We start from the raw sequence: 21,548 nt of genomic DNA, 5'->3' as shown, positions 1-21,548 counted from the left end.
TGTTTTTGTCTTTAAAAAAAAATAAAAAGATATGAATGACCTTTTAAAATTTCCATTTTACGCAAAACTTACGCTCGTTTTATTGAGCTTAATTGCTATTATTTTTATATTTTATATTGGTCAGGATATATTAGTTCCCATAATGATGTCCTTTTTATTTGCGATATTGTTGTACCCCATCGTTCAGTTTTTAAAATCTAAACTCTACTTTCCCCATGTGTTAGCCGTTATGCTGGCGGTACTGCTTTTTGTATTGCTTTTTTTAGGCCTTTTTGTATTTCTATCCTTTCAAATCAGTGATTTTGCAGATGATTTTGATAAAATTGAAAGAAACATAACTATTCATATTAGTAATATTCAACGGTTTCTCAGTGAACATTTCAATTTAAGTTCTTGGGAACAAAAACAATATCTGGATACAGCTACTGAAGATTCTATGGAAAAAGGGAAAGAAATCATTGGTACCACGCTATTGTCATTTACGGATACGCTACTAAATTTGACCTTAATCCCTATTTATACTTTTTTGATTCTTTTATACAGGACTCATTTTTTATTGTTTTTGTCTAAACTATTCAAAAAAGAGAATCATGAACAATTAAAAAATATTTTAACAAATATTAGAGTTGCTATAAACAGTTATATTGTAGGTTTAATTATCGAGACCATTTTAGTGTCGGTAATGACTACTGTAGGATTTATTATTATTGGCGTGAAATATGCTGTTTTGCTGGGTGTTGTAACTGGAATTCTAAATCTAATTCCCTATATAGGAATCCTTTTTGCCGGAATTTTAAGCATTATTGCCTCATTGACTGGTTCTCCGGATTTATCCATAATTATTGGTATAATTGTGGTTACCATCTTTGTTCAATTAATAGATAATAATATCCTTGTCCCAATAATAGTAAGTTCAAAAGTAGAAATAAATGCTTTTATATCCATTATAGGAATCATTATTGGAGGAGCCATTGCGGGAATCGCCGGAATGTTTTTAGCATTACCCATAATTGCGGTTCTTAAGGTAATTTTTGACCGAATTGAGTCATTAGAACCTTGGGGGTATTTAATGGGAGATCATTTGCCCAAAACCTATACTTGGCATAGTATCAAATTACCGCTATTCGATTCAGATGCATCCTCTAAAAAAACCATAATTAAAACGGATCTTATAGTTCCTGTTTTTACTGAGACAACAACGGAAAACAATACAGAGAATAAAGCAGAAACTGACCTTAATAAAACAAGTGAGTCTATTTAAACCAATTGTTTATCAATGTTTTGCTGGTTTTTTCTTTCTCAATTTTTAAATTAATTTTGTATAATGACTAAAAAGCAAAAGCTGATTTTATTCTTTTTGATCGTCTGTTGCCACCAGATTTCTTTTTCACAAGTAAACCAGAAAGAAAAAGATTCCGCTGGCGTTTACAAAAAAATTCAATCCTATTCTAAAAAAAATAAGTTTACAACACTTGTTCATAAATTAGTTTTCAGGCCCGTAACTATAAAAAAAACAAAGAAAAAAGTAATTCCCAAAAAATACGAAACTTTTGAAGGAAAAACGATCAGAAATATTACTATTATCACTTTAGACCCTTTTGGGTATTCTGATATTGATACCGCCAGAGCCCCTAAAAACTGGGCCGAACGAACTGGAAACCGAATTCATATCAAAACAAAAAAACTCGCTATTAAGAATGTACTGTTAATAACAAAAAACACACCTTTCGATTCTTTATTAGTAAAAGAATCAGAACGATTGATTAGAGCTCAAAGATACATCAGTCGCGTTGACGTAACCCCACAATTAATTCAGAACAGCCCGGATTCAGTAGATGTCACCTTTCGGGTTTTAGATACATGGAGTATTATTCCCAAGGGATCCATTTCCAGTTCAAGAACTAATTTTGAACTCAATGATCGTAATTTTCTAGGCACTGGCCATGAATTCAAAAATGAATTCAAAAACAGATTCAGCGACGGAAAAAGCGCGTATGGATTGTCCTATAGCGTTCCTAACATCCAGAATACCTTCATTCAGACAACTCTGAATTACCGGATAGATTTAGACAATTACTACAGCAAAAGCCTCAATGTAGACCGTCCCTTTTACTCTGCTTTTACAAAATGGGCAGGGGGAATATACATAGACCAGCAATTTAGAAAAGACACCCTTGCTGATGTCAATTCCGTATTTACCTATCAAAATTTCAAATACAATTCGCAGGATTTATGGCTTGGACGTGCCTTTTCTATTTTTAAAGGAAGAACAGAAAACCAGCGCACCACAAATCTGATTCTGGCAGGACGTTTTTTAAATATAAAATATCTGGAAAGCCCAACTATCCTCTATGATGCCACTGATTTCTACTCTAGTGAAAAACTTGCTCTTTTCGGGATTGGTATTAGTTCACGTAAATTCGTGCAAGACAACTATATTTTCAAAAATGGAATTATAGAAGATGTCCCCATTGGCAAAATTTACAGCATCACTTCTGGCTATCAATATAAAAACAATTTGAGGCGTTTGTATCTTGCTGCCCGAGCGGCTTTTGGAAATTATTATAAATGGGGCTTTTTAAGTGCTAATGTAGAGATAGGTACCTTTTTTGAAAAATCAATTACGCAGCAAACCGCTTTTTCTTTTCAGGCAAATTATTTCACAAACTTGATGAGTCTGGGAAAATGGAAATGGAGACAGTTCATCAAGCCCCAGGTAATTATTGGTATAAACCGTGTCAATATTATTGGCGATCAGCTAAATATCAATGAAAATTATGGACTTCGGGGCTTTAATAGTGCTCAATATGGAACCCAAAAAGCACTCTTAACCATACAAACCCAAGCCTATGCGCCATGGGATCTTTGGGGATTTAGAATCAATCCCTATTGTAATTATTCCATTGCCGTACTAGGAAATCCTAATAAGGGATTGACTCAAAGTAAAGCCTATTCAAAAATTGGAATTGGATGTATTATCAACAATGATTTTCTGGTATTTAGTGCTTTTCAAATTTCGCTGTCCTACTATCCGTCCATTCCTGGAAATGGCGAAAATATTTTCAAAACAAATGCAATTGAAACAACTGATTTTGGTTTTCAAGATTTCGAACTGACAAAACCCCGTACCGTGCTTTACAAATAATACGCTTTATAAATATAAATTATTCCAAAAAAATATTCGCATAATACTAATATCCTTCGAAAACAGTTCAATTTGTATGGGATTATATTGAACACACTATCTACAGGACACTTTTTTTAGAAAATTACGATACAGTACACAATGAAGGGTGTGAATTATATAATTTAATACCTTAATTTTATAAGAAAAAATTATGTTTTATTGTTTACTTTTATTGTGTTAAAATTTTAACTAAAAACCAAACAAAATGAAAAAATTCACCTTTTATTTGATGATGATGGTATTATCAATTAGTGTTCTTCCAACACAAATGTTAGCCGCTGAAAAAAATCCAACTGTAATTTTAAATACTCCTAAAGAAGTGCCTGCAGAAGTAAAAGTTTTGCTTAATAGACTTGATGAAATAAAAGCGATGGATAAATCGTCTTTGACTTCAGTTGAAAAAAAAGAATTACGTAAAGAAGTACGTGCTATCAAAGCAGAATTAAAATCTACAGGAAATGGTATATACTTATCTGTAGGTGCAATTATAATCGTTATCCTTTTATTGATACTTTTATTGTAAATAAATTTATACCTGTAGAAAAAGGAAACGAATAATCGTTTCCTTTTTTTATGAAGTAAAATAACAAAGTAAATGTTAATTATTTGATATTGGCATAATTGTTGGTTTTACTTCAAAACGAGATAAAATAGTAACTAAAATTACTATCTAATAATTACTAATTAAAATTTCGAAAAATGAAAACATTAAAATTAATCATCGCAGGAATTATACTATTTGCATCCGCAAATACGATGCAAGCACAGGTTTCAGTAAATGTAAATATAGGTAGTCCACCAGCATGGGGGCCAGTTGGTTATTCAGCTGTAGATTATTATTATTTACCGGATGTTCAAGCTTATTATGATATACGAGCCACACAATTCATTTATTTTGGTGGAGGAAATTGGATTCGTTCAAGAAATCTACCTAATCAATACAGAAATTATAATCTATACAATGGTTATAAAGTAGTATTGAACGATTACCATGGTTCAAGACCATACAGTAACTTTAAAACACACAAAGTAAAATACTACAAAGGATACAAAGGTAAACCACAAAAATCAATAGGTTCTAACCGCAGTAATAACAATAAAGTGTACAAAAGTAATGGGAATAACGGACATGGAAATAAAGGACATGGAAATAAAGGACATGGCAATAAAGGTGGAAAAGGAAATAATGGAAATGGAAAACATTAATACTGATTTCATAATAATTTATAAAAAGAGTCTCAGCAATGAGACTCTTTTTTTTAGAACATTAATCCTTAATTAAATGTTAATTTTTTTGTTTTGGCACAGTTGTTGGAATTTCACAAAAGTATCGCAATAACAAGTTATTATAAAAAAATATTACAAATTAAATATTTGAAAAAATGAGAACATTAAAATTAATCATCGTAGGAATTATACTCTTTGCATCAAGCACAATACATGCACAAGTCTCAGTAAATTTAAACATAGGTACTGCTCCATCATGGGGACCTATAGGATACGCAGAAGCTGAATATTATTATTTACCGGATGTTGAAGCTTATTATGATGTAAGAGCCACACAGTTCATTTATTTTGGTGGAGGAAGATGGATACGTTCCAGATATTTACCAAATCAATATAGAAACTATGATTTATATGATGGATATAAAGTAGTATTAAACGATTATCACGGTTCAAGACCTTATAGTAATTTTAAGAATCACAAAGTAAAATATCATAGAGGTTATCATGGAAGAGAACAAAGAAATATTGGGCACAACAATAATCGTCGCGTTTATGTAAACCAAAGGGGGAATGATAATCATAGAAGATATGATAATGATGACCGAAGAGAATATAAAAAACATGACAACCGAAATAACGGCAATGGTCATGGACATGGAAAGGGAAAAGGACATGATCGAGATTAGTCACACCTTAATTTAAAAAGAGAGAGAACCAAAATTGGTTCTCTCTCTTTTTAATTATTAAAGAAAACCAAAAATATTTCAGAAGAAATTATTTAATTCCTACATTTGAAGTTACTGCAATTAAATTTTAAAAAATGCAAAAAAAACACGCATCAGCTATTCTAATATTTCTCTTATGTTGCCAAATAACAATTGCACAAGAACCTCAAAAACCAAATTCTGTTGAAATTTATAATCAAATTCAAAAGCTTAATTTTCTAGGTTCCGTACTTTATATAGCCGCACATCCTGATGATGAAAACACCCAGTTGATCTCTTATTTATCCAATGAACAAAAGGCCAGAACCGGCTATTTGTCTTTGACACGCGGGGATGGTGGACAAAACTTAATCGGCACGCAATTGCGGGAATTATTAGGAGTAATAAGAACCCAAGAACTTATTGAAGCCCGAAAAATTGATGGAGGAGAACAGTTTTTTTCCCGTGCCAATGATTTTGGTTTTTCTAAAAATCCAACAGAAACATTAGAAATTTGGGATAAAAAACAAGTACTAGCTGACGTTATTTGGGCCATCAGGAAATTTCAACCCGATGTGATTATTAATCGATTTGATCATCGTTCGCCCGGAACCACTCACGGACACCACACGGCATCAGCAATGTTAAGCGTAGAAAGTTTTGAACTGGCCAACAATCCAACAATTTTTCCCGAGCAATTGCAATTTGTAACACCTTGGCAAACCAAACGACAGTTTTTTAATACGTCTTGGTGGTTTTATGGAAGTATCGAAAAATTTAATGCTGCCCATAAAACGAATTTAATTGCGCTGCAAACAGGAGTTTATTACGCTGGATTAGGAAAATCAAATCAGGAAATAGCCGCATTAAGTCGGAGCCGCCATCAATCCCAAGGGTTTGGTAGCACTGGAGCCCGTGGGGAGGAAACAGAATATTTAGAGTTTATAAATGGAGATGCTTTAAAAGATAAGAAATCACTTTTTGAAGGAATCGATACTTCTTGGAACCGAATAAAAGAGGGAAAATCAATCGGAGAATTATTGACAACTATTACCGCTGAATTCGACCATAATAATCCTTCGGCAAGCATTCCAGATTTGGCGAAAGCCTATGCTATGATGAAAGCTTTGGACGAAAATCAGTGGTCGCCACTGAAATCAGAAGCCATAAAAGAAATTATATCGGCCTGTTCTGGTTTGTATCTTGAAGCCGTTGCCCAAAATCAGGAAGCGACTCCCGGAAGCACTATTAAATTGAAACTCGAAGCCATTAATAGAAGCTCCGTACCCATACAATTAATGAGTGTGACCGCTATACCTAATCAAAATATTACACCTCAAAATCGGGATTTAAAAAACAACATACTAAACACCATTAATTTAGATTTAAAATTACCCGAATCAATTAACTACACACAACCATATTGGTTAAAAGAAAAAGGAACAGTTGGGATGTACGCAGTAAAGCAACAACAAAACATAGGGATTCCAGATATTATTCGGGAAGTTAAAGTGATTTTTAATATTAAAATCAATGAGATTGAAATTCCATTTGAACGAACCGTAGTGTATAAATACAACGATGATGTAAAAGGGGAAGTATATAATTATCTGGACATTGTTCCCGAAGTTACTACTTCAATTATAGACAAAGTATTGCTTTTTAAAGACACAAAAAAGAAAGCTGTAGCCGTAAAAATCAAAACTGGAAAAGACTCCGTAAAAGGAATTTTACAACTTGAATTACCTGAAAACTGGGGTGTTTTTCCTAAATCGATTCCTTTTAACATTGAAAAAAAGGGAACGGAACAAATTGTTTATTTTGAGGTAACTGCACCAAATAAATCCGAAGAAGCTGTAGCCAAAAGCGTGGCGATAATTGACAATAAACAATTTGACAAAGAACAAATTATCATTAAGTATGACCACATCACAAAACAGCAAGTTTTAACATTGGCTGAAGCCAAATGCATTAAAACGGATTTAAAAACAAATGGTGAAAAAATCGCATACATTATGGGTGCCGGAGATGAAGTTCCCAGTAGCCTGACGCAATTAGGATATGCCGTAACACTACTTAAACCTGAAGAAATTACTCCTGAAAAATTAGAATTGTACGACGTAGTCATCACAGGTGTTCGTGCCTATAATATCTTGCCTGCACTGGCAAACAAACAAAATATACTTTTTGATTTTGTAAAATCCGGAAAAACAATGATCGTTCAGTACAATACTGCAGGAGATCTTGTTACCAATACTATTGCACCTTATCCCTTGAAACTCTCCCGAGACCGAGTGACCGAAGAAGATGCCGAAGTCCGATTCTTAGCGCCACACCATCCTGTTTTGAATTTTCCAAACCAAATTACAGCTACAGACTTTGAAGGCTGGAAACAAGAACAAGGATTGTATTACCCCAATGAGTACGACAAAGCCTTTACTCCTATCCTATCTTCAAATGACAAAGGGGAAAGCCCTAAAAATGGTGCATTACTTATTGCTCCTTACGGAAAAGGACACTATATTTATACCGGCTTAAGTTTTTTTAGAGAATTACCTGAAGGCGTTACTGGTGCCTATAAATTAATTTCTAATATTATTTCGCTACAATCATCTGAAAAAATTCCTGTTCAAAAAATCAAGAACTAACCCACTTTAAAATGGAAACAAAAAAAATAAAAACCTGGAAGAAAAATTATACTTGGGTACTTGTAGCCAATGCAATATACATCCTGATCTTTTGTCTCATCATGAAATTATACGCTTAAATTATGCAATTATTTGATTGGATTATACTGATAGTAACTTTATTGTTTATTGTAATTTATGGGGCTTGGAAAACCAAGGGCAGTAAAAATGTAGAAGACTTTATTTTAGGGAGTAATGAAACACCTTGGCATGTTGTAGGACTTTCTGTTATGGCCACACAAGCCAGTGCAATTACGTTTCTTTCTACTCCGGGGCAAGCCTATCATGACGGTATGGGTTTTGTGCAATTCTATTTTGGACTGCCAATTGCTATGGTGGTAATCTGTGTCACCTTTATCCCTTTATACCACAAATACAAAGTGTATACAGCTTATGAATACCTTGAAAAAAGATTTGATTTGAAGACCCGTTCCCTAGCTGCCATCCTTTTCTTGTTCCAAAGAGGTTTAGGAACCGGATTGACCATATACGCTCCGGCAATTATTTTGTCCGCTTTATTGGGTTGGAATCTTACTTACATGAATATTATTATTGGTGTATTAGTTATCATTTATACTTTTTCGGGTGGAACCAAAGCAGTGAATGTAACTCAAAAACAGCAAATGTTTGTGATTATGTCCGGAATGCTAATCACTTTTTTTCTGATTTTGCATTATTTACCTAATGATATGACTTTCTCCAGTGCGTTGCATATTGCTGGGGCAAATGATAAAATGGATATTGTTAATTTCTCTTTAGATCCAGAGGAAAAATATACCTTTTGGAGCGGAATAACAGGAGGTTTTTTCTTGGCATTAGCTTATTTTGGTACCGATCAATCGCAGGTAGGACGTTATTTATCCGGACGATCCGTTCGAGAAAGCCAGATGGGACTAATCATGAACGGACTTTTAAAAGTACCTATGCAGTTCTTTATTTTACTGACCGGAGTTATGGTTTTTGTCTTTTTCCAATTCAATCCTGTTCCGTTAAATTTTAATCCAAATAATAAAGCCATGATTGAAAAATCAGCTTACAAAAGCGAATACAATGCTTTGGAGAAAAAATTAGACGATTTATCCGAAGACAAAAAAGTAATTAATCTTTTGTACATCGACCAGCTCAATCAGGATTATGACAATCCAACGCTTAGGAAAGAATTAGTGACTTTATCCAATAAAGAAAAAGATTTAAGAGATCGTGCCAAAGAAATAATTCTGAAAGCTGATAGTAATAGCGAGACCAATGATAAAGATTATGTGTTTTTTCACTTTATTCTCAACTATTTACCCAAAGGGCTTATTGGTTTGTTACTGGCCGTAATTATTTCGGCTGCTATGTCCTCTACCGCTTCGGGATTGAATGCACTGGCCTCTACCACCGCAATTGATATTTACAAACGCAATCTAAAAGAAGAAAAATCGGAACGACACTACCTGTATGCGACAAAATTCTTTACCTTATTGTGGGGGGTTATAGCCATACTATTTGCTTGTATTGGAACGCTTTTTGAAAATTTAATTCAACTGGTAAACATCATTGGATCCATATTTTATGGAACAGTCCTTGGAATTTTCTTAGTTGGTTTTTACATCCATAAAGTACAATCTAAAGCCATTTTTTATAGCGCTGTAGTAAGTCAGATTACTATTTTTATCATCTACTATTACGCCATTTATATTTTCCCGAGCGGAGAAGAAAAACTGGGTTATTTGTGGCTGAATTTCATTGGTGCAATGCTTACAATTGTAATTTCATTATTGTTGCAATGGACCATTTTTAGAAAACAGAGAGAGATAACAGCCTAAATAAAAAAATAACCGCAGATTCACAGATTTTTATATTGATAATCCGTGAATCTGCGGTTATTTTTTTTACTTCAGAAGTTCTTATATAAAAATCTCTTCTTCCGCAGAAACGAGCAAGAGCGAACTGGTGAGTAATGATAATCCCATGGATACTATGCAAACATCTAATAAATTACACAGTCCAAAATTTCAAAAAAAAAATCCCATCTCTAAATGGAGACGAGATCTTCTTATATAAAAACGTTAGAGTAATTAGTTTTTACTCCACTCTGTAATACTGTCTTTATTCATTTTCACGTAATCTTGGTTTTTAGCAATTTCAGCCGCTGCAAGTGATGCCTTAGCCGTTTCGATTGCTCCTTTTTTGTCCTCAAGTTTAGCTTGAATTAATGACTTCAATCTGTTGTACCAAAACGGTTTGTCTTTAGACATATCTAACGCTTTGTTTACATAAACCAATGCTTTTGCATTGTCACCATTCGATTGGAATAAAAATTGAGCAGCAGAAAAATAATCTGCACTAGCTGGTCCAGCTAATGCTTTCTCGATGTTAGCCGTTGTTTTTTGTTGTGTTGGCACTTCAAATTTTAAAGCAGCATAGGAGTTCTCCCAATAGATTTCTAAAAAGGCAAAATTATTGTCTAAACCACTAATTCCAATAGTAAATGTTTCCACACTTTTATTCACTGTTTCAGGCTTAACAGTAGCTCTAAGCGCTACATTTTCTTCTTTCCACTCTTCTGGATTACCCCAGTTATCAGTAGTTTTATAAAATAGTATCTCCCAGCTTTCTATTTTCGGAATAGTATACAATGAATATTTTCCTTTTTTCAATGTTTTACCATCAATAATCACATCATCGCTAAAGGAAACAGTTGTATTTTCATTAGCTCCAGTTCTCCATACTTTTCCAAAAGGAATTAAATTTCCAAAAACGGATCTTCCTCTGGCACTTGGTCTTGAATAGTTAACTTCTACATCAGTCAAACCAACTGTTTGCATAAGCGTCATTTTCGGACTTGATTGAGGTGTTTTTAACTGAGCCTCAGCGCTGAAACCGACCATAAATAAAGCCAGTGCAATGATTATTTTTTTCATATTATAATTTTTAAATGTTTTCCAAATTTACAAATTCAATGCCTTTGTACTGTTAATTATTCCTTAATTTAGATTGAATATTTCTAACTGCCTCAAAATCCAATTCGTTAAAATGATTAATCACTACATCTGCTTCCGATAAATCTTGTGCTTCAGAATGAATACTGTTGTAGCCCACACAAAAAATCCCAGCAGCTTTAGCCGCTTTTATTCCATTTGTACTGTCTTCAATAACGATACAATTTTCTTTTGGGGCAATCGATAATGAAGCAGCATGTTCAAAAATAGCAGGATGTGGTTTTGATTTAGGGAAATCTTCGCCGCTTACCACATGCGTAAAATAGTCATGCAATTTAAACCTATTAAACACACGCTCTATGGTAACTTTTGAAGCCGAAGAAGCCAAAATTAATTGCATGCCGTTTTGATGCAATTCTATGATTAGACTTTCAACACCTTCCAGTAATTCCAAATTATCTTTACTATCAAAAGCATCATTAAAAATAGACCTTTTTCGCTGAATCAAATCCTCTACTTCATGTTCAATTTCAAAAACCTTTTTCAATTTCTGAAATATATTCCGAGTAGAATTTCCTGTAAATGAGGTGTACATTTCCTCCGAAACAGGAATATTCAATTCCTCGAATTGTTTGAAATAAGCATAACGGTGTACGGGTTCAGTATCGACAATTACACCATCCATGTCAAAAATTACGGTTTGTATCATTTTTTTAGATTATTAAAATACTTAGATTGTTAGATTTCTTCGTTTACACTGATTTTCAATTCTGAATACTGACCACTAATCACTAATTACTGACCACTGATTGCTGAATTCTCACCACTATTTCTTAAGTAAATAGCGAATCACGGTTTCTGCAGCATACAAACCAAATAATCCAGGCATGTAACTATTGGTTCCATAAAATGATTTTTTGAAATTGGATCCATCCGTCATTTTTAAACTCGTTTCATCTTGAATTTCCGAAGAAAAAACCACTTTCAGTTTATCAATTTTAAATTCTTTCAATCGTCTTCGAATGGTTTTGGCAAAATAACAATTCACGGTATTGGTAATATCAGTCACTTTCACTTTTGAAGCTTCCATTTTCCCACCTGCGCCCATACTACTGATGATTTTTACTCTTTTTCGTTTGGCTCCAATAATCAAATTCAGCTTTGGAGTCACACTGTCAATGCAATCCAAAACATAATCAAATTCCTCCGATACAATTTCGAAAGCACGCTCTGGCGAAAGAAATTCCTGTACACGCGTCAATTTTAATTCTGGATTAATGTCCATTAATCGATCCCCAACAACAGTAATTTTTGGTTGTCCTACAGTTGAATGTAAAGCAGGCAATTGTCGGTTTATATTGGTAATATCAACTACGTCACCATCAACAATAGTCATCGTTCCCACTCCTGCTCTTACCAAAAATTCGGCCGCAAAAGAACCAACACCACCCAATCCTACAACCAATATATTTGCCTTTTTTAAATTATTTAAACCTTCTTTTTTGAATAAAAGTTCGGCTCTCTCTGTCCATTCTGCCATTGTTTTTTGTTTAAAGTTTAATGTTTTTGAAAAATTCTGAAATCAAAAACTTCATTATAATTACTATTCACAAGTTCCTGTATTTCTTCCAGCGAAATTCCTCTGTATTTTGCTGCCAATTCATAAACTGCTTCAATCCCTTCATCCACCGTATCTGTTTCCAAAAAAAATCGATTATCAGGAACGCTTTTAAAAACAGCTTCTAGGTCCTGATTTAGCAATAAATATTTCCCAAACGAAATATAAAATCCATTGTTCACTAATTGTTTAGCGACTTGGGCATTTTTGGAAAACCCATGAATCAGCATTGGAACTGAAATATTCAATTTTTTCGTAATTGCAATCACTTCCTGAAAAGCACCGACACAGTGTATTACCACTGGTTTTTGATAGTGCTGCGCCAAAAGCAATTGCTTTTCGAAAACCAACTGTTGCAATTCCATTGAAACTTCGATGCGTTTGTCCAGTCCACATTCACCTACAGCGAGACAATTCCCCTCTTGTAATTTACTTTCGATTATCGCCAAATCAGCTTCTATTCGTTCTTCAACGATAAACCACGGATGAATCCCGATGGAATAATACGGAATTGTTGCATCAAATTCCTGTGGATATTGATTTAATAATTCCAACACATTTGGTTGATTCGTATCTTTATGTGTATGCAGATTAAAGAAATCCATTAGTTGTGAAATTTTTTAACTCCCGCTTTTATCTCGATATCCAAATCATTTTCCAATGGTACTATTGGACAGGAATATGTAAAATTATACGCGCAATACGGATTGTATGACGTGTTAAAGTCAATCACAATAGCATCTCCTTTTGGGATTTTCAAATCAATGTATTTCCCGCCAATGTAACTTTCGTTTCCTGTAGTCAGATCTGAAAACGGTAAAAATAAATAGTCTTTATATTCCTCTTTTTTTGAGAGCTCCATATTCTTGTACACATTCAGTTTCAAATCCCGACCGTCAATTGTAAAAGAAAGTTCCCCATATTTTACATACAATGGTTTCCTGTCCGTAGATGTTTTCATTTCAAAAGGCTTCTCTTTTTTTGTTCTTACTAACTTAGCGACCACATAAAAAGTTTCGTTTGCAGGATAAAAATCAAGTGTTTTGAATTCCGCTAAATCTTTCGGAGTCAACGGACTTGTCTTTGCATCGGCATATTCTGAATTTAATTCCTTTTGAAATTTGGCTACAGCCGAAACGTCAAATTTATATTGGCCAAAGCCTAAATTCAATTGAATCAAAAGAAATAAAGTAAATAGCGTTCTCATGTTCTTATTTTTATGCAAAAATAGTTTAAAAGTTACTAGGACACAAAGACGCATCGGTACAAAGTTTTCTACCTTTGCAAAATATAACAAATACATGTTTCAAACTGCTTTTCAACGCTACATTAATAATTTCAAAGGCTTTACCAGAGAAATTTGGATTCTAACGCTCGTCACTTTTATAAATCGCGCCGGTACGATGGTTTTGCCTTTTTTATCTAAGTATTTAAAAGAAGATTTGAATTTATCCTACGCACAAGTGGGATGGATTATGGTTGCTTTTGGTTTTGGTTCTATGCTGGGATCTTGGCTTGGTGGCAAATTATCCGATAAAATAGGCTTTTATAAAATCATGGTTTTCAGTTTATTCACCAGCGGAATCCTTTTGTTTTTTGTACAATACATTCGGACCTTCTGGGGATTGTGCATTGGAATGTTTGTCATAATGACCGTTGCTGATATGTTTCGTCCCGCCATGTTTGTCTCCTTGGCGACTTATGCTAAACCTGAAAATCGTACCAGAGCACTGACTTTAGTTCGGTTAGCGGTAAATTTAGGCTTCACAGCTGGACCCGCTTTAGGTGGTTTAATCATTATGAATTTAGGTTACAGCGGATTATTCTGGGTGGATGGAAGTTCGTGTATTGTATCTATTTTAATTTTCACCCTACTGGTAAAAGAACGCAAAAAACCTGCCGATTTAGCCTCCGCCAATAGCGAAACTGAGATACCAGCCTCTGTTTTCAAAGACAGAATATTCTGGATCTTCCTTTTTGTTTGTTTCATAACAGCCATGCTTTTCTTTCAACTTTTCACCACTTTACCCTTATATCATAATGAAAAATTTGGATTAACCGAGTTTCAAAGTGGACTTTTATTGTCTTTAAACGGACTGTTAATTTTCTTTCTGGAAATGCCAATTGTAAGTTTCACTCAAAGAAAAGGCATCAGTATACTCAAAATTATTCTTTGGGGCGCACTGCTAATGTCATTGAGTTTTTATGTTTTACTCATCAATATGTGGGCTGGAATACTAATTGTTAGTATTCTTTTTATCACTTTTGGTGAAATGTTCATCTTCCCTTTCTCTAATTCATTTGCGCTAAGCCGAGCACCAAAGGGGCATGAAGGGCGTTATATGGCCTTGTTCACGATGAGCTTCAGCTTAGCACACATTGCGAGTTCTAAGACAGGACTAGAAATCATAGCCGCTTTTGGCTACCAAGCTAACTGGTTTGTCATGGGAAGTTTAGGTATTTTAGCAGTGGTAGGTTGTATCTGGCTGCAAAAACTCGTTCAAAAAGAACACAATTAATTCCATTATCATTCTTTGGGCGTGACCCTATAAAAAAAAGGGGCTTATCAACAAAATCGTTATTAGCCCCTTTTCTTTATAGCGTCGGGTTATACGCGCTACTTCGGTAGCTAGCTTCTACCCCTCACGCAGTCTCCTTATGATGATAACATTTTTGATTAAAAGGATAATTAATTTCCAAAAAACTGCAAAAACACGTTAAAACTAAAAAAATAGTTAAAAAACTACATTTGTAGTTTGATAACTAAAAAAATAGTTGTAAATTTGGTTTAAATAAAAAATTATGCAAAAGTTAACCAACAAAGAAGAGGAAATCATGCACATTTTATGGAAGCTCAAAAAAGCATTCGTAAAAGAAGTCCTTGCAGAAATCACAGAAGATCAACCCCATTATAACACACTTTCAACCATTGTGCGCAATCTGGAAGAAAAAGGATTTGTGTCGCACAATGCCTTTGGAAACACACACCAATACTTTCCTATTATAAGTTTAGAAGATTATAGAAAACGATTCATGAATACTGCTATTGATAATTATTTCAACAGCTCATATAAAAATATGGTATCGCATTTTGCCAAAGAAGAGAAAATATCTGCAGCTGAATTACGGGAAATTTTGGCTATGATTGAAAGTCATAAAGAGGAAATATAAACTTTAGATTAACAATATTAATTATGGAAGTATTTTATATTTATCTCATCAAATCCAGCGGATTAATTGCCTTGTTTTATTTGGCGTATCATTTTATGTTGCGAAAAGAAACTTTTTTCACAAGCAATCGTTGGTTTTTGTTATTGGGATTATTCACTTCCATTCTTTTGCCGTTAGTTGTTTTTACTAAAACAATATGGGTAGAACCTACTCCTGTAAATTATGATTGGTCATCATTGCCCATAAGTACAATTATTGATGAAGACCACACGCAAGAATATATTTTTCTGGCATTAGCAGTGCTGTACTGCATTGGCACATTATGCCTTTTCACTAAATTTGGTTTTGAATTTTACAGTTTACAAAAAATAGTAAAAGGAAAAACCATAAAACGTCAAGCGAATTTTAAATTTATAGACTTAAAAGACAACCTCGCTCCTTTCTCTTATTTTAATACTATCGTTTACAATTCGTCTTTGTACAGCAGTTCCGAATTAGAAAATATTTTGGAACACGAAAAAGTTCATAGTGAGCAAAATCATACTGTTGATGTATTAATTTCAAGATTGTTTTGTATTGTGTTTTGGTTTAATCCATTCATTTGGTTTTATAAAAAAGCAATTATCCAAAACTTGGAATTCATTGCTGACAGCGAAGCCACGAAAAAGATATCCGACAAAAAAGCGTATCAGTTGACGCTTTTAAAAATAACAACACACGAGAATTGTGTTGCCATTACAAATCATTTTTATCAATCATTAATCAAAAAACGAATCGTTATGTTAAACAAAAATCAATCAAAAAAATCGAATTCCTGGAAGTACGCAGTCGTTATTCCTGCTTTAGTTGCATTTGTATTTTTATTTCAAATTGATGTAATTGCTCAGGAGAAAGTAAAAGAAGAAACCATCAAAGTAGAATCAAAACATCCAGTTACTGCTGCTTTAGAAATTCAGCAAGAAAAAGACAGTATTAAAAAAGCTAAAGTACTTATAGTCAGTAGTTTTAAAAATGACAGTATTGATAAAAATACAGAGATTTTTATCGATGGAAAAAAAGTAAGTAAAGAAGAATTAGATAGAACGAATCCTAATGACATAACTACGATGGATGTTGTTAAGGAGAATAACAAATCTATAATTAGAATTGTAACAAAAGGTAAAACAGCAAAAAGTACAAATATTTTTAATTCTAATACACAAGTAACGGATTTAAGATTAGAAAATGTGAATCCCAATAGTTTAAAAATTCTTCAAAAACCAAAAACCACGTATACGGTTACAAAGATAACGACAGAAAAAAATGGTATTCCTGACGATGCAGAATATTTTATTGACGGAAAAAAAGTAAGCCCACTAGAGGCTGAAAGCATGAATCCAAATTATATTAGCTCAGTAAATATTCAAAAAGATGGTACTTCAGCTAAGAATTCAATCCGTATTATTACTAAAAGTTATTTAGATGGTAAAGAGATGATACCTGAGCCACCAACACCACCTGCTGCACCAACTTTTAAATCTAAAGCTGCAAAAGGCGACCCTGTTAAAAAGGATAATAAAGGTTGGGAGATCAATTTTGGAACATTTGCGCCAGAAGACAATATTAAGAGAATTCAAAATGATAAGAATGTAAACTATAAAGAAGCAGTTATAGTTATTAATGGAAAAATTAGTGATTATCAAGCTTTGGATAAATTAAAGCCAGAGGATATTTTTTCAGTAGGTGCACAAAAACCATCAAATGGACCCGAAAGCACAAAACAGAATGCGTTAAAAAAATATGGAGAAAAAGCATTAAATGGAATTATTGAAATTGAAACAAAAGAATTTCAAAAAATTAAAATCCTCATAAAAACCCAGAAAGACGATCTAAATTAAGACCGTCTTTTTTTATATCTTTACATTAAACAAAATGATATGTATAAAATCCTAGCCCAAATTAACAAAGTTATTTTACCTAGTTTCACCAAACAGCGATTGGATTTGGCTAAAGCCAAAAAATGGCAAATGGCGATTATTGGTTTTAGATATTACGTAACCACACGTGCGCTGGATTAATACGTAATTGCGGAAAAAATTTCATTTCCTTTGATTTTTGCCCTTCCATTCAAGAAAGCTAATTCCATTAGGAAATTGCATTGTACAATTTCTCTATCCAATCTTTTGACCAATTCACAAACTACTTTTGCCGTTCCTTCGGTGGCCAAAACATCATCGTGAATCAGAATTCGGTCTTCTGAAATTGGAAATTATGTCAGCCAATAGTAAAATTATTTATAGCAAGAGACTTTTTAAATTACGATAAAAACATAGTCTACTTTATTGTTACCACTTCTCTGCTCCCAATAATTTTTTTCCCAATTCACTAAGCGCTGCCGTTTTATATTTGGTTTGTTCCCATTTACGGGGATCTCCAGGAAAGGCATATCCTTCAGGTGCAATTCTGTCTTTCCAGGAATTCACTCTCCATTGACGTAGTTCTTCATTTTCTTCTTCCGCTGGCATCATAGAAATATATTGTGCCATTCTCACTTTATCTTTTGTAATATTGGGGCGAATGCCATGCGGTTGTGAACTGTTAAAAATCAATAAATCTCCTGCTTCCATTTTTACTTTAACAAATTTGCCTTCAAATTCAGAGGTATCCGGTTGAAATCGATTTCTATCTTTCGGTTGTGTCAGTTTCCAAGTATCATAATTTCGATATAAATCAGGAATACATTGAAATCCTCCCATATTTTCATCCATTTGGTCTGCCAAAGCGAGAACTCCTTGTACGTTTTGAGGTTTTGTTTCAGGATCATAATCCCAATGTATGAATCCTTTGAAATCAAAATCCGGACGGACTGGTAAATTTAGATTTGCTCGGTCAATGGTTACCCATAATTTTTCCGTTCCCCAAATATCTACAAATGCATCGTATACTTTTTTCATTTGTCGATTATCCCATTGGTATTGATGATTGTACACTTCAACCATACCGCTATTGGTAAGTTCTTTCATTTGCATTTCGGCTCTTGGTGGCGCATACCAAGTTTCTGGGTCATTTTGATTTTTCTCTTCAAATTCCCACAGGAAATCGGCCATTTTTTTAGCGTTTTCTTTCGGAACAGCATTTTTTATTACAATATACCCGTTTTCAATCCAAAACTTCCAATCGGCTTCAGTAAGCAAACGCAGAGGTTTACCATTAGAGCGATCATTTAATTTTGTTGTGCTGGATTTTGCTGTCGATGGATTTCCCGGAATATCTTTGTGGGCATTGTTATGTGCCATTGTGGGAACCATTGATTGCTTATTCTTTTCCATAGTTATCTATTTCGTGTTATTACTATTCCAAAATTAGAAAAAGTGAACCTTAATTACTTTCACAAAATGTACTGCTATTTGTACAATATTGATTTATTTTAGTAACTTTAGACAAGTATATGTATTATATTGAACAATTATAGCAGTAACGAGGTATGAAAATAGTTTTTGAGGATATAAAAAGATTAGCCGGTAGTTCCTTTAGAATATTGGTCAATCCAAAATTGAATAATTTTTATTATTGGCATTTTCATCCTGAATTTGAATTGACTTTCATTGTAGCACCAAATGGAACACGACGCGTAGGTGACCATATTGGGGATTTTGAAGGAAGTGATTTGGTTTTTATAGGTTCTAATATTCCGCATTTGAATTTTGATTATGGAATTAAAACCGAATATGAAAAAGTAGTTTTACAGATAAAAGAAGATTTTTTCAAAAATGACTTTATCACCACTCCTGAACTAGCTTTCATTAATCAATTATTTGAGAACTCTAAAAAGGTGGTTTGTTTTCATGGAGCTGTAAAAGATGAAATTGGCAAAAGGCTTCAAAAAATTCATCTTTTATCACATTTTGAACAATTTATAGAAGTACTGTCCATATTTCAGATTTTAGCAACAGCAAATGAAAAGACACTATTACACGATAAACCATTTGAGAATCTGTACAATAACAAAGAACAAGTGCGATTAAAAGTAGTATATAAATTTATAGAAGAAAACTACCAAAGGGCTGTTTCTATTGAAGAAATCTCTCGTTTGACTCATTTATCCAAAGCCGCTTTTTGTCGTTATTTTAAAAAAATGACCCGATTGACTTTTACTGAATTTTTAAATCAGTATCGAATAGAACAAGCTAAAATACTTTTAAAAACTGATAAAAATGCAACAGAAACGTGCTTTGAGTGTGGTTTTGAAAGTCTGTCATATTTTAATAGAATTTTCAAAAAAGTAGTGGGTGAAAATCCGATACAGTTTAAGAAAAGATAAAAAAAGGTATGTTTCCTAAATTTCAGAAACATACCTTTTGTAATTTATTCCGTAATATTAAAACTGGCTACATAAAAGTTTTTATCTATTTCCAATTTTGAATTTTCAGTATTTACAGAAACACGTTGCCATTCTGTCTCTGGTTGTAGCAATTCTTCATTGCCATTCAGCGTTACTTTAACAGGCATGTTAAAACCTGACACACAATTTGTCCAGCGATATCCTAATTGATTATCCTTGAAAAAATATTCTACTGTAGGAATTCTGGTATCTCTTAAATACTGATTAAAAAAGGTAGCTAAATCGATTCCAACTTGCTGACTTAAATAATCTTCAATTTGTTTAGTCGATACCGTTTGATGGTAAAAAGTACTGTTCAAACCTCTTAATATTTTTCTCCATTTTTCATCATCATTTACAATTTGGCGTAAAGTATGTAGCATATTCCCTCCTTTTGGATACATATCACCAGATCCTTCTTTGTTTACACCATAGTTTCCTATAATCGGCTTATCATTGTTTATTCCCTTTCTGGTCCCTCGGATATATTCAAATCCAGCTTCTTTCCCATAATAATATTCTACAAAAAGGCTTTCAGAATAGTTTGTAAAACTCTCATGAATCCACATATCAGCAATATCTTTGTACGTAATATTATTGGCGAACCATTCATGTCCGGATTCATGGATAATGATAAAATCAAATTTTAATCCCCAACCCGTTCCGCTTAAATCCCTTCCTAAATAACCATTTTTAAATTTATTTCCGTAGGTCACTGAACTTTGATGTTCCATTCCTAAATACGGAGCTTCAACTAACTTGTAACTGTCTTCATAAAAAGGATATGGTCCAAACCAGTGCTCAAAAGCTTTCAACATCTTTGGAACATCCTGAAATTGTTTTTTGGCTTTCGCCAAATTGTCTCTCAAAACATAATAGGTACAGTCTAAATCGCCTTTTTCTCCCTTATATTTTTCTGAAAACGAAACATAATCTCCTATATTTATGTTTACACCATAATTATTGATAGGATTTGAGACATACCAATTATAGGTTTTGGTTCCGTCCTTTAATTGCTTAACACTGATCAGACGACCGTTAGATACATTTGTCAAATTTTCAGGAACATTTACACTGATCAGCATATTTTCCACTTCGTCATACATGTGATCTTTGTTTGGCCACCAAACACTCGCACCCAATCCCTGACAAGAAGAAGCAATAAAAGAATTCCCATTAGCATCTTTTTTCCAAGTAATTCCTCCATCCCATGGCGGATTTACAGCAACTTTTGGTTTGCCTCCGTAAAAAACAGTTAACTTTTTTATGGCTCCTTTTGTTTGAGATGCAATCAATTCAATAAAAAATGCATTTCCTTCTCTTCTATATTTTAAAGCTACTCCATCCTGAATGACTTTATAAATTTCCATAGGATTTTGCAAATCAATTTGCATACTATTGTATTCCTGAACGACTTGATATTTTATTGTATTGGAACCTGAAATAGTACTGTCAGCAGGATTTACTTTAATATCAAGATGGTACTGTTTTACATCCCACCACGCTCTTTCTTTGGTGATGCTGCCGCGCAAAGTATCTTGTCTGGTAAATATTTCCTCTTTTTTTTCCAAAAGTCCTTGCGCATTTACACCATTAAAAATAAGGAAAGAGATCAAAATAAGACTGAATTGTTTTTTCATGGTGAATTTACTTTAGACAAAAATAAACTT

General features: G+C 33.5%; 19 protein-coding genes and 1 pseudogene. 12 read left to right on the top strand and 8 right to left on the bottom strand.

What is annotated here, in order from left to right; translation table 11 throughout:
• Positions 1–31 precede the first annotated feature (31 nt).
• From EKL96_RS05650 to EKL96_RS05620, 7 genes are all read left to right on the top strand, one after another.
• Complete coding sequence (locus EKL96_RS05650; protein ID WP_126459378.1) at positions 32–1,261, top strand: AI-2E family transporter; 1,230 nt, start codon at positions 32–34, stop codon at positions 1,259–1,261.
• 63 nt (positions 1,262–1,324) lie between these two features.
• The gene (locus tag EKL96_RS05645) at positions 1,325–3,145 is read left to right on the top strand and encodes a hypothetical protein (protein WP_126459375.1); all 1,821 of its coding nucleotides are present in this window, start codon (positions 1,325–1,327) and stop codon (positions 3,143–3,145) included.
• 247 nt (positions 3,146–3,392) lie between these two features.
• Positions 3,393–3,710 carry a hypothetical protein gene (locus tag EKL96_RS05640; protein ID WP_126459372.1) on the top strand — a complete coding sequence of 106 codons (318 nt, stop codon included), beginning with the start codon at positions 3,393–3,395 and terminating at the stop codon, positions 3,708–3,710.
• A 176-nt stretch (positions 3,711–3,886) separates the two neighbouring features.
• The gene (locus EKL96_RS05635) at positions 3,887–4,393 is read left to right on the top strand and encodes a hypothetical protein (RefSeq protein ID WP_126459370.1); all 507 of its coding nucleotides are present in this window, start codon (positions 3,887–3,889) and stop codon (positions 4,391–4,393) included.
• A gap of 176 nt (positions 4,394–4,569) precedes the next feature.
• Positions 4,570–5,100 carry a hypothetical protein gene (locus EKL96_RS05630; protein ID WP_126459366.1) on the top strand — a complete coding sequence of 177 codons (531 nt, stop codon included), beginning with the start codon at positions 4,570–4,572 and terminating at the stop codon, positions 5,098–5,100.
• 134 nt (positions 5,101–5,234) lie between these two features.
• Positions 5,235–7,766, top strand: a complete 2,532-nt coding sequence (locus tag EKL96_RS05625) for a PIG-L family deacetylase (RefSeq protein ID WP_126459363.1) — start codon at positions 5,235–5,237, stop codon at positions 7,764–7,766.
• A gap of 122 nt (positions 7,767–7,888) precedes the next feature.
• On the top strand, positions 7,889–9,613 hold the full coding sequence (locus EKL96_RS05620) for a sodium:solute symporter (RefSeq protein ID WP_126459360.1): 1,725 nt from the start codon (positions 7,889–7,891) through the stop codon (positions 9,611–9,613).
• Between the two features lie 252 nt (positions 9,614–9,865).
• On the opposite strand, the gene EKL96_RS05615 is transcribed toward EKL96_RS05620, so the two are convergent.
• From EKL96_RS05615 to EKL96_RS05595, 5 genes are all read right to left on the bottom strand, one after another.
• Positions 9,866–10,711, bottom strand: coding sequence for a DUF2911 domain-containing protein (locus EKL96_RS05615; protein WP_126459357.1), 846 nt, complete (start codon positions 10,709–10,711; stop codon positions 9,866–9,868).
• Positions 10,712–10,763: 52 nt separating this feature from the next.
• Positions 10,764–11,438 carry an HAD family hydrolase gene (locus EKL96_RS05610; RefSeq protein ID WP_126459355.1) on the bottom strand — a complete coding sequence of 225 codons (675 nt, stop codon included), beginning with the start codon at positions 11,436–11,438 and terminating at the stop codon, positions 10,764–10,766.
• A 117-nt stretch (positions 11,439–11,555) separates the two neighbouring features.
• The gene (locus EKL96_RS05605) at positions 11,556–12,269 is read right to left on the bottom strand and encodes a ThiF family adenylyltransferase (protein WP_126459352.1); all 714 of its coding nucleotides are present in this window, start codon (positions 12,267–12,269) and stop codon (positions 11,556–11,558) included.
• Between the two features lie 17 nt (positions 12,270–12,286).
• Complete coding sequence (locus EKL96_RS05600) at positions 12,287–12,952, bottom strand: TatD family hydrolase (protein WP_126459349.1); 666 nt, start codon at positions 12,950–12,952, stop codon at positions 12,287–12,289.
• Positions 12,952–13,554, bottom strand: coding sequence for a DUF1684 domain-containing protein (locus EKL96_RS05595; protein ID WP_126459346.1), 603 nt, complete (start codon positions 13,552–13,554; stop codon positions 12,952–12,954). The genes EKL96_RS05600 and EKL96_RS05595 overlap by 1 nt, the downstream gene beginning before the upstream one ends.
• Positions 13,555–13,648: 94 nt before the next feature.
• On the opposite strand from EKL96_RS05595, the gene EKL96_RS05590 reads away from it, so the two are divergent.
• From EKL96_RS05590 to EKL96_RS05575, 4 genes are all read left to right on the top strand, one after another.
• Positions 13,649–14,866, top strand: a complete 1,218-nt coding sequence (locus tag EKL96_RS05590; RefSeq protein WP_126459343.1) for an MDR family MFS transporter — start codon at positions 13,649–13,651, stop codon at positions 14,864–14,866.
• A gap of 283 nt (positions 14,867–15,149) precedes the next feature.
• Positions 15,150–15,518: a BlaI/MecI/CopY family transcriptional regulator gene (locus tag EKL96_RS05585; protein WP_126459340.1), complete on the top strand. Its 369-nt coding sequence runs from the start codon at positions 15,150–15,152 to the stop codon at positions 15,516–15,518.
• A gap of 23 nt (positions 15,519–15,541) precedes the next feature.
• Positions 15,542–17,395, top strand: coding sequence for a M56 family metallopeptidase (locus EKL96_RS05580; RefSeq protein ID WP_126459337.1), 1,854 nt, complete (start codon positions 15,542–15,544; stop codon positions 17,393–17,395).
• Positions 17,396–17,434: 39 nt separating this feature from the next.
• Positions 17,435–17,575, top strand: a complete 141-nt coding sequence (locus EKL96_RS05575; RefSeq protein ID WP_091170625.1) for an SsrA-binding protein — start codon at positions 17,435–17,437, stop codon at positions 17,573–17,575.
• On the opposite strand, the pseudogene EKL96_RS14280 reads toward EKL96_RS05575, so the two are convergent.
• Positions 17,572–17,751, bottom strand: a pseudogene (locus EKL96_RS14280) (adenine phosphoribosyltransferase); the annotation flags it as partial. The gene EKL96_RS05575 and the pseudogene EKL96_RS14280 overlap by 4 nt on opposite strands.
• Before the next feature lie 91 nt (positions 17,752–17,842).
• Positions 17,843–18,826, bottom strand: a complete 984-nt coding sequence (locus tag EKL96_RS05565) for a phytanoyl-CoA dioxygenase family protein (RefSeq protein WP_126459334.1) — start codon at positions 18,824–18,826, stop codon at positions 17,843–17,845.
• A gap of 155 nt (positions 18,827–18,981) precedes the next feature.
• Here EKL96_RS05565 and EKL96_RS05560 point away from each other — a divergent pair, with 155 nt between their 5' ends.
• Entirely contained in the window at positions 18,982–19,818 is an 837-nt protein-coding gene (locus EKL96_RS05560) for an AraC family transcriptional regulator (RefSeq protein WP_126459331.1), read from the top strand.
• A gap of 44 nt (positions 19,819–19,862) precedes the next feature.
• Here EKL96_RS05560 and EKL96_RS05555 read toward each other — a convergent pair whose 3' ends face one another.
• The gene (locus EKL96_RS05555; protein ID WP_126459328.1) at positions 19,863–21,518 is read right to left on the bottom strand and encodes a M1 family metallopeptidase; all 1,656 of its coding nucleotides are present in this window, start codon (positions 21,516–21,518) and stop codon (positions 19,863–19,865) included.
• Positions 21,519–21,548: the final 30 nt, after the last annotated feature.

The sequence above is a fragment of the Flavobacterium sp. LS1R10 genome (assembly GCF_003968825.1).
Classification (GTDB): domain Bacteria; phylum Bacteroidota; class Bacteroidia; order Flavobacteriales; family Flavobacteriaceae; genus Flavobacterium.
Note: the sequence above shows the minus strand (reverse complement) of the source record. Positions and strands in the feature narration are given on the sequence as shown.

Bases quoted from the DNA above. Each gene is read 5' to 3' on its own strand.
- EKL96_RS05650 (WP_126459378.1), top strand. From the start codon at position 32: ATGAATGACCTTTTAAAATTTCCATTTTACGCAAAACTTACGCTCGTT.
- EKL96_RS05645 (WP_126459375.1), top strand. From the start codon at position 1,325: ATGACTAAAAAGCAAAAGCTGATTTTATTCTTTTTGATCGTCTGTTGC.
- EKL96_RS05640 (WP_126459372.1), top strand. From the start codon at position 3,393: ATGAAAAAATTCACCTTTTATTTGATGATGATGGTATTATCAATTAGT.
- EKL96_RS05635 (WP_126459370.1), top strand. From the start codon at position 3,887: ATGAAAACATTAAAATTAATCATCGCAGGAATTATACTATTTGCATCC.
- EKL96_RS05630 (WP_126459366.1), top strand. From the start codon at position 4,570: ATGAGAACATTAAAATTAATCATCGTAGGAATTATACTCTTTGCATCA.
- EKL96_RS05625 (WP_126459363.1), top strand. From the start codon at position 5,235: ATGCAAAAAAAACACGCATCAGCTATTCTAATATTTCTCTTATGTTGC.
- EKL96_RS05620 (WP_126459360.1), top strand. From the start codon at position 7,889: ATGCAATTATTTGATTGGATTATACTGATAGTAACTTTATTGTTTATT.
- EKL96_RS05615 (WP_126459357.1), bottom strand. From the start codon at position 10,711: ATGAAAAAAATAATCATTGCACTGGCTTTATTTATGGTCGGTTTCAGC.
- EKL96_RS05610 (WP_126459355.1), bottom strand. From the start codon at position 11,438: ATGATACAAACCGTAATTTTTGACATGGATGGTGTAATTGTCGATACT.
- EKL96_RS05605 (WP_126459352.1), bottom strand. From the start codon at position 12,269: ATGGCAGAATGGACAGAGAGAGCCGAACTTTTATTCAAAAAAGAAGGT.
- EKL96_RS05600 (WP_126459349.1), bottom strand. From the start codon at position 12,952: ATGGATTTCTTTAATCTGCATACACATAAAGATACGAATCAACCAAAT.
- EKL96_RS05595 (WP_126459346.1), bottom strand. From the start codon at position 13,554: ATGAGAACGCTATTTACTTTATTTCTTTTGATTCAATTGAATTTAGGC.
- EKL96_RS05590 (WP_126459343.1), top strand. From the start codon at position 13,649: ATGTTTCAAACTGCTTTTCAACGCTACATTAATAATTTCAAAGGCTTT.
- EKL96_RS05585 (WP_126459340.1), top strand. From the start codon at position 15,150: ATGCAAAAGTTAACCAACAAAGAAGAGGAAATCATGCACATTTTATGG.
- EKL96_RS05580 (WP_126459337.1), top strand. From the start codon at position 15,542: ATGGAAGTATTTTATATTTATCTCATCAAATCCAGCGGATTAATTGCC.
- EKL96_RS05575 (WP_091170625.1), top strand. From the start codon at position 17,435: ATGTATAAAATCCTAGCCCAAATTAACAAAGTTATTTTACCTAGTTTC.
- EKL96_RS05565 (WP_126459334.1), bottom strand. From the start codon at position 18,826: ATGGAAAAGAATAAGCAATCAATGGTTCCCACAATGGCACATAACAAT.
- EKL96_RS05560 (WP_126459331.1), top strand. From the start codon at position 18,982: ATGAAAATAGTTTTTGAGGATATAAAAAGATTAGCCGGTAGTTCCTTT.
- EKL96_RS05555 (WP_126459328.1), bottom strand. From the start codon at position 21,518: ATGAAAAAACAATTCAGTCTTATTTTGATCTCTTTCCTTATTTTTAAT.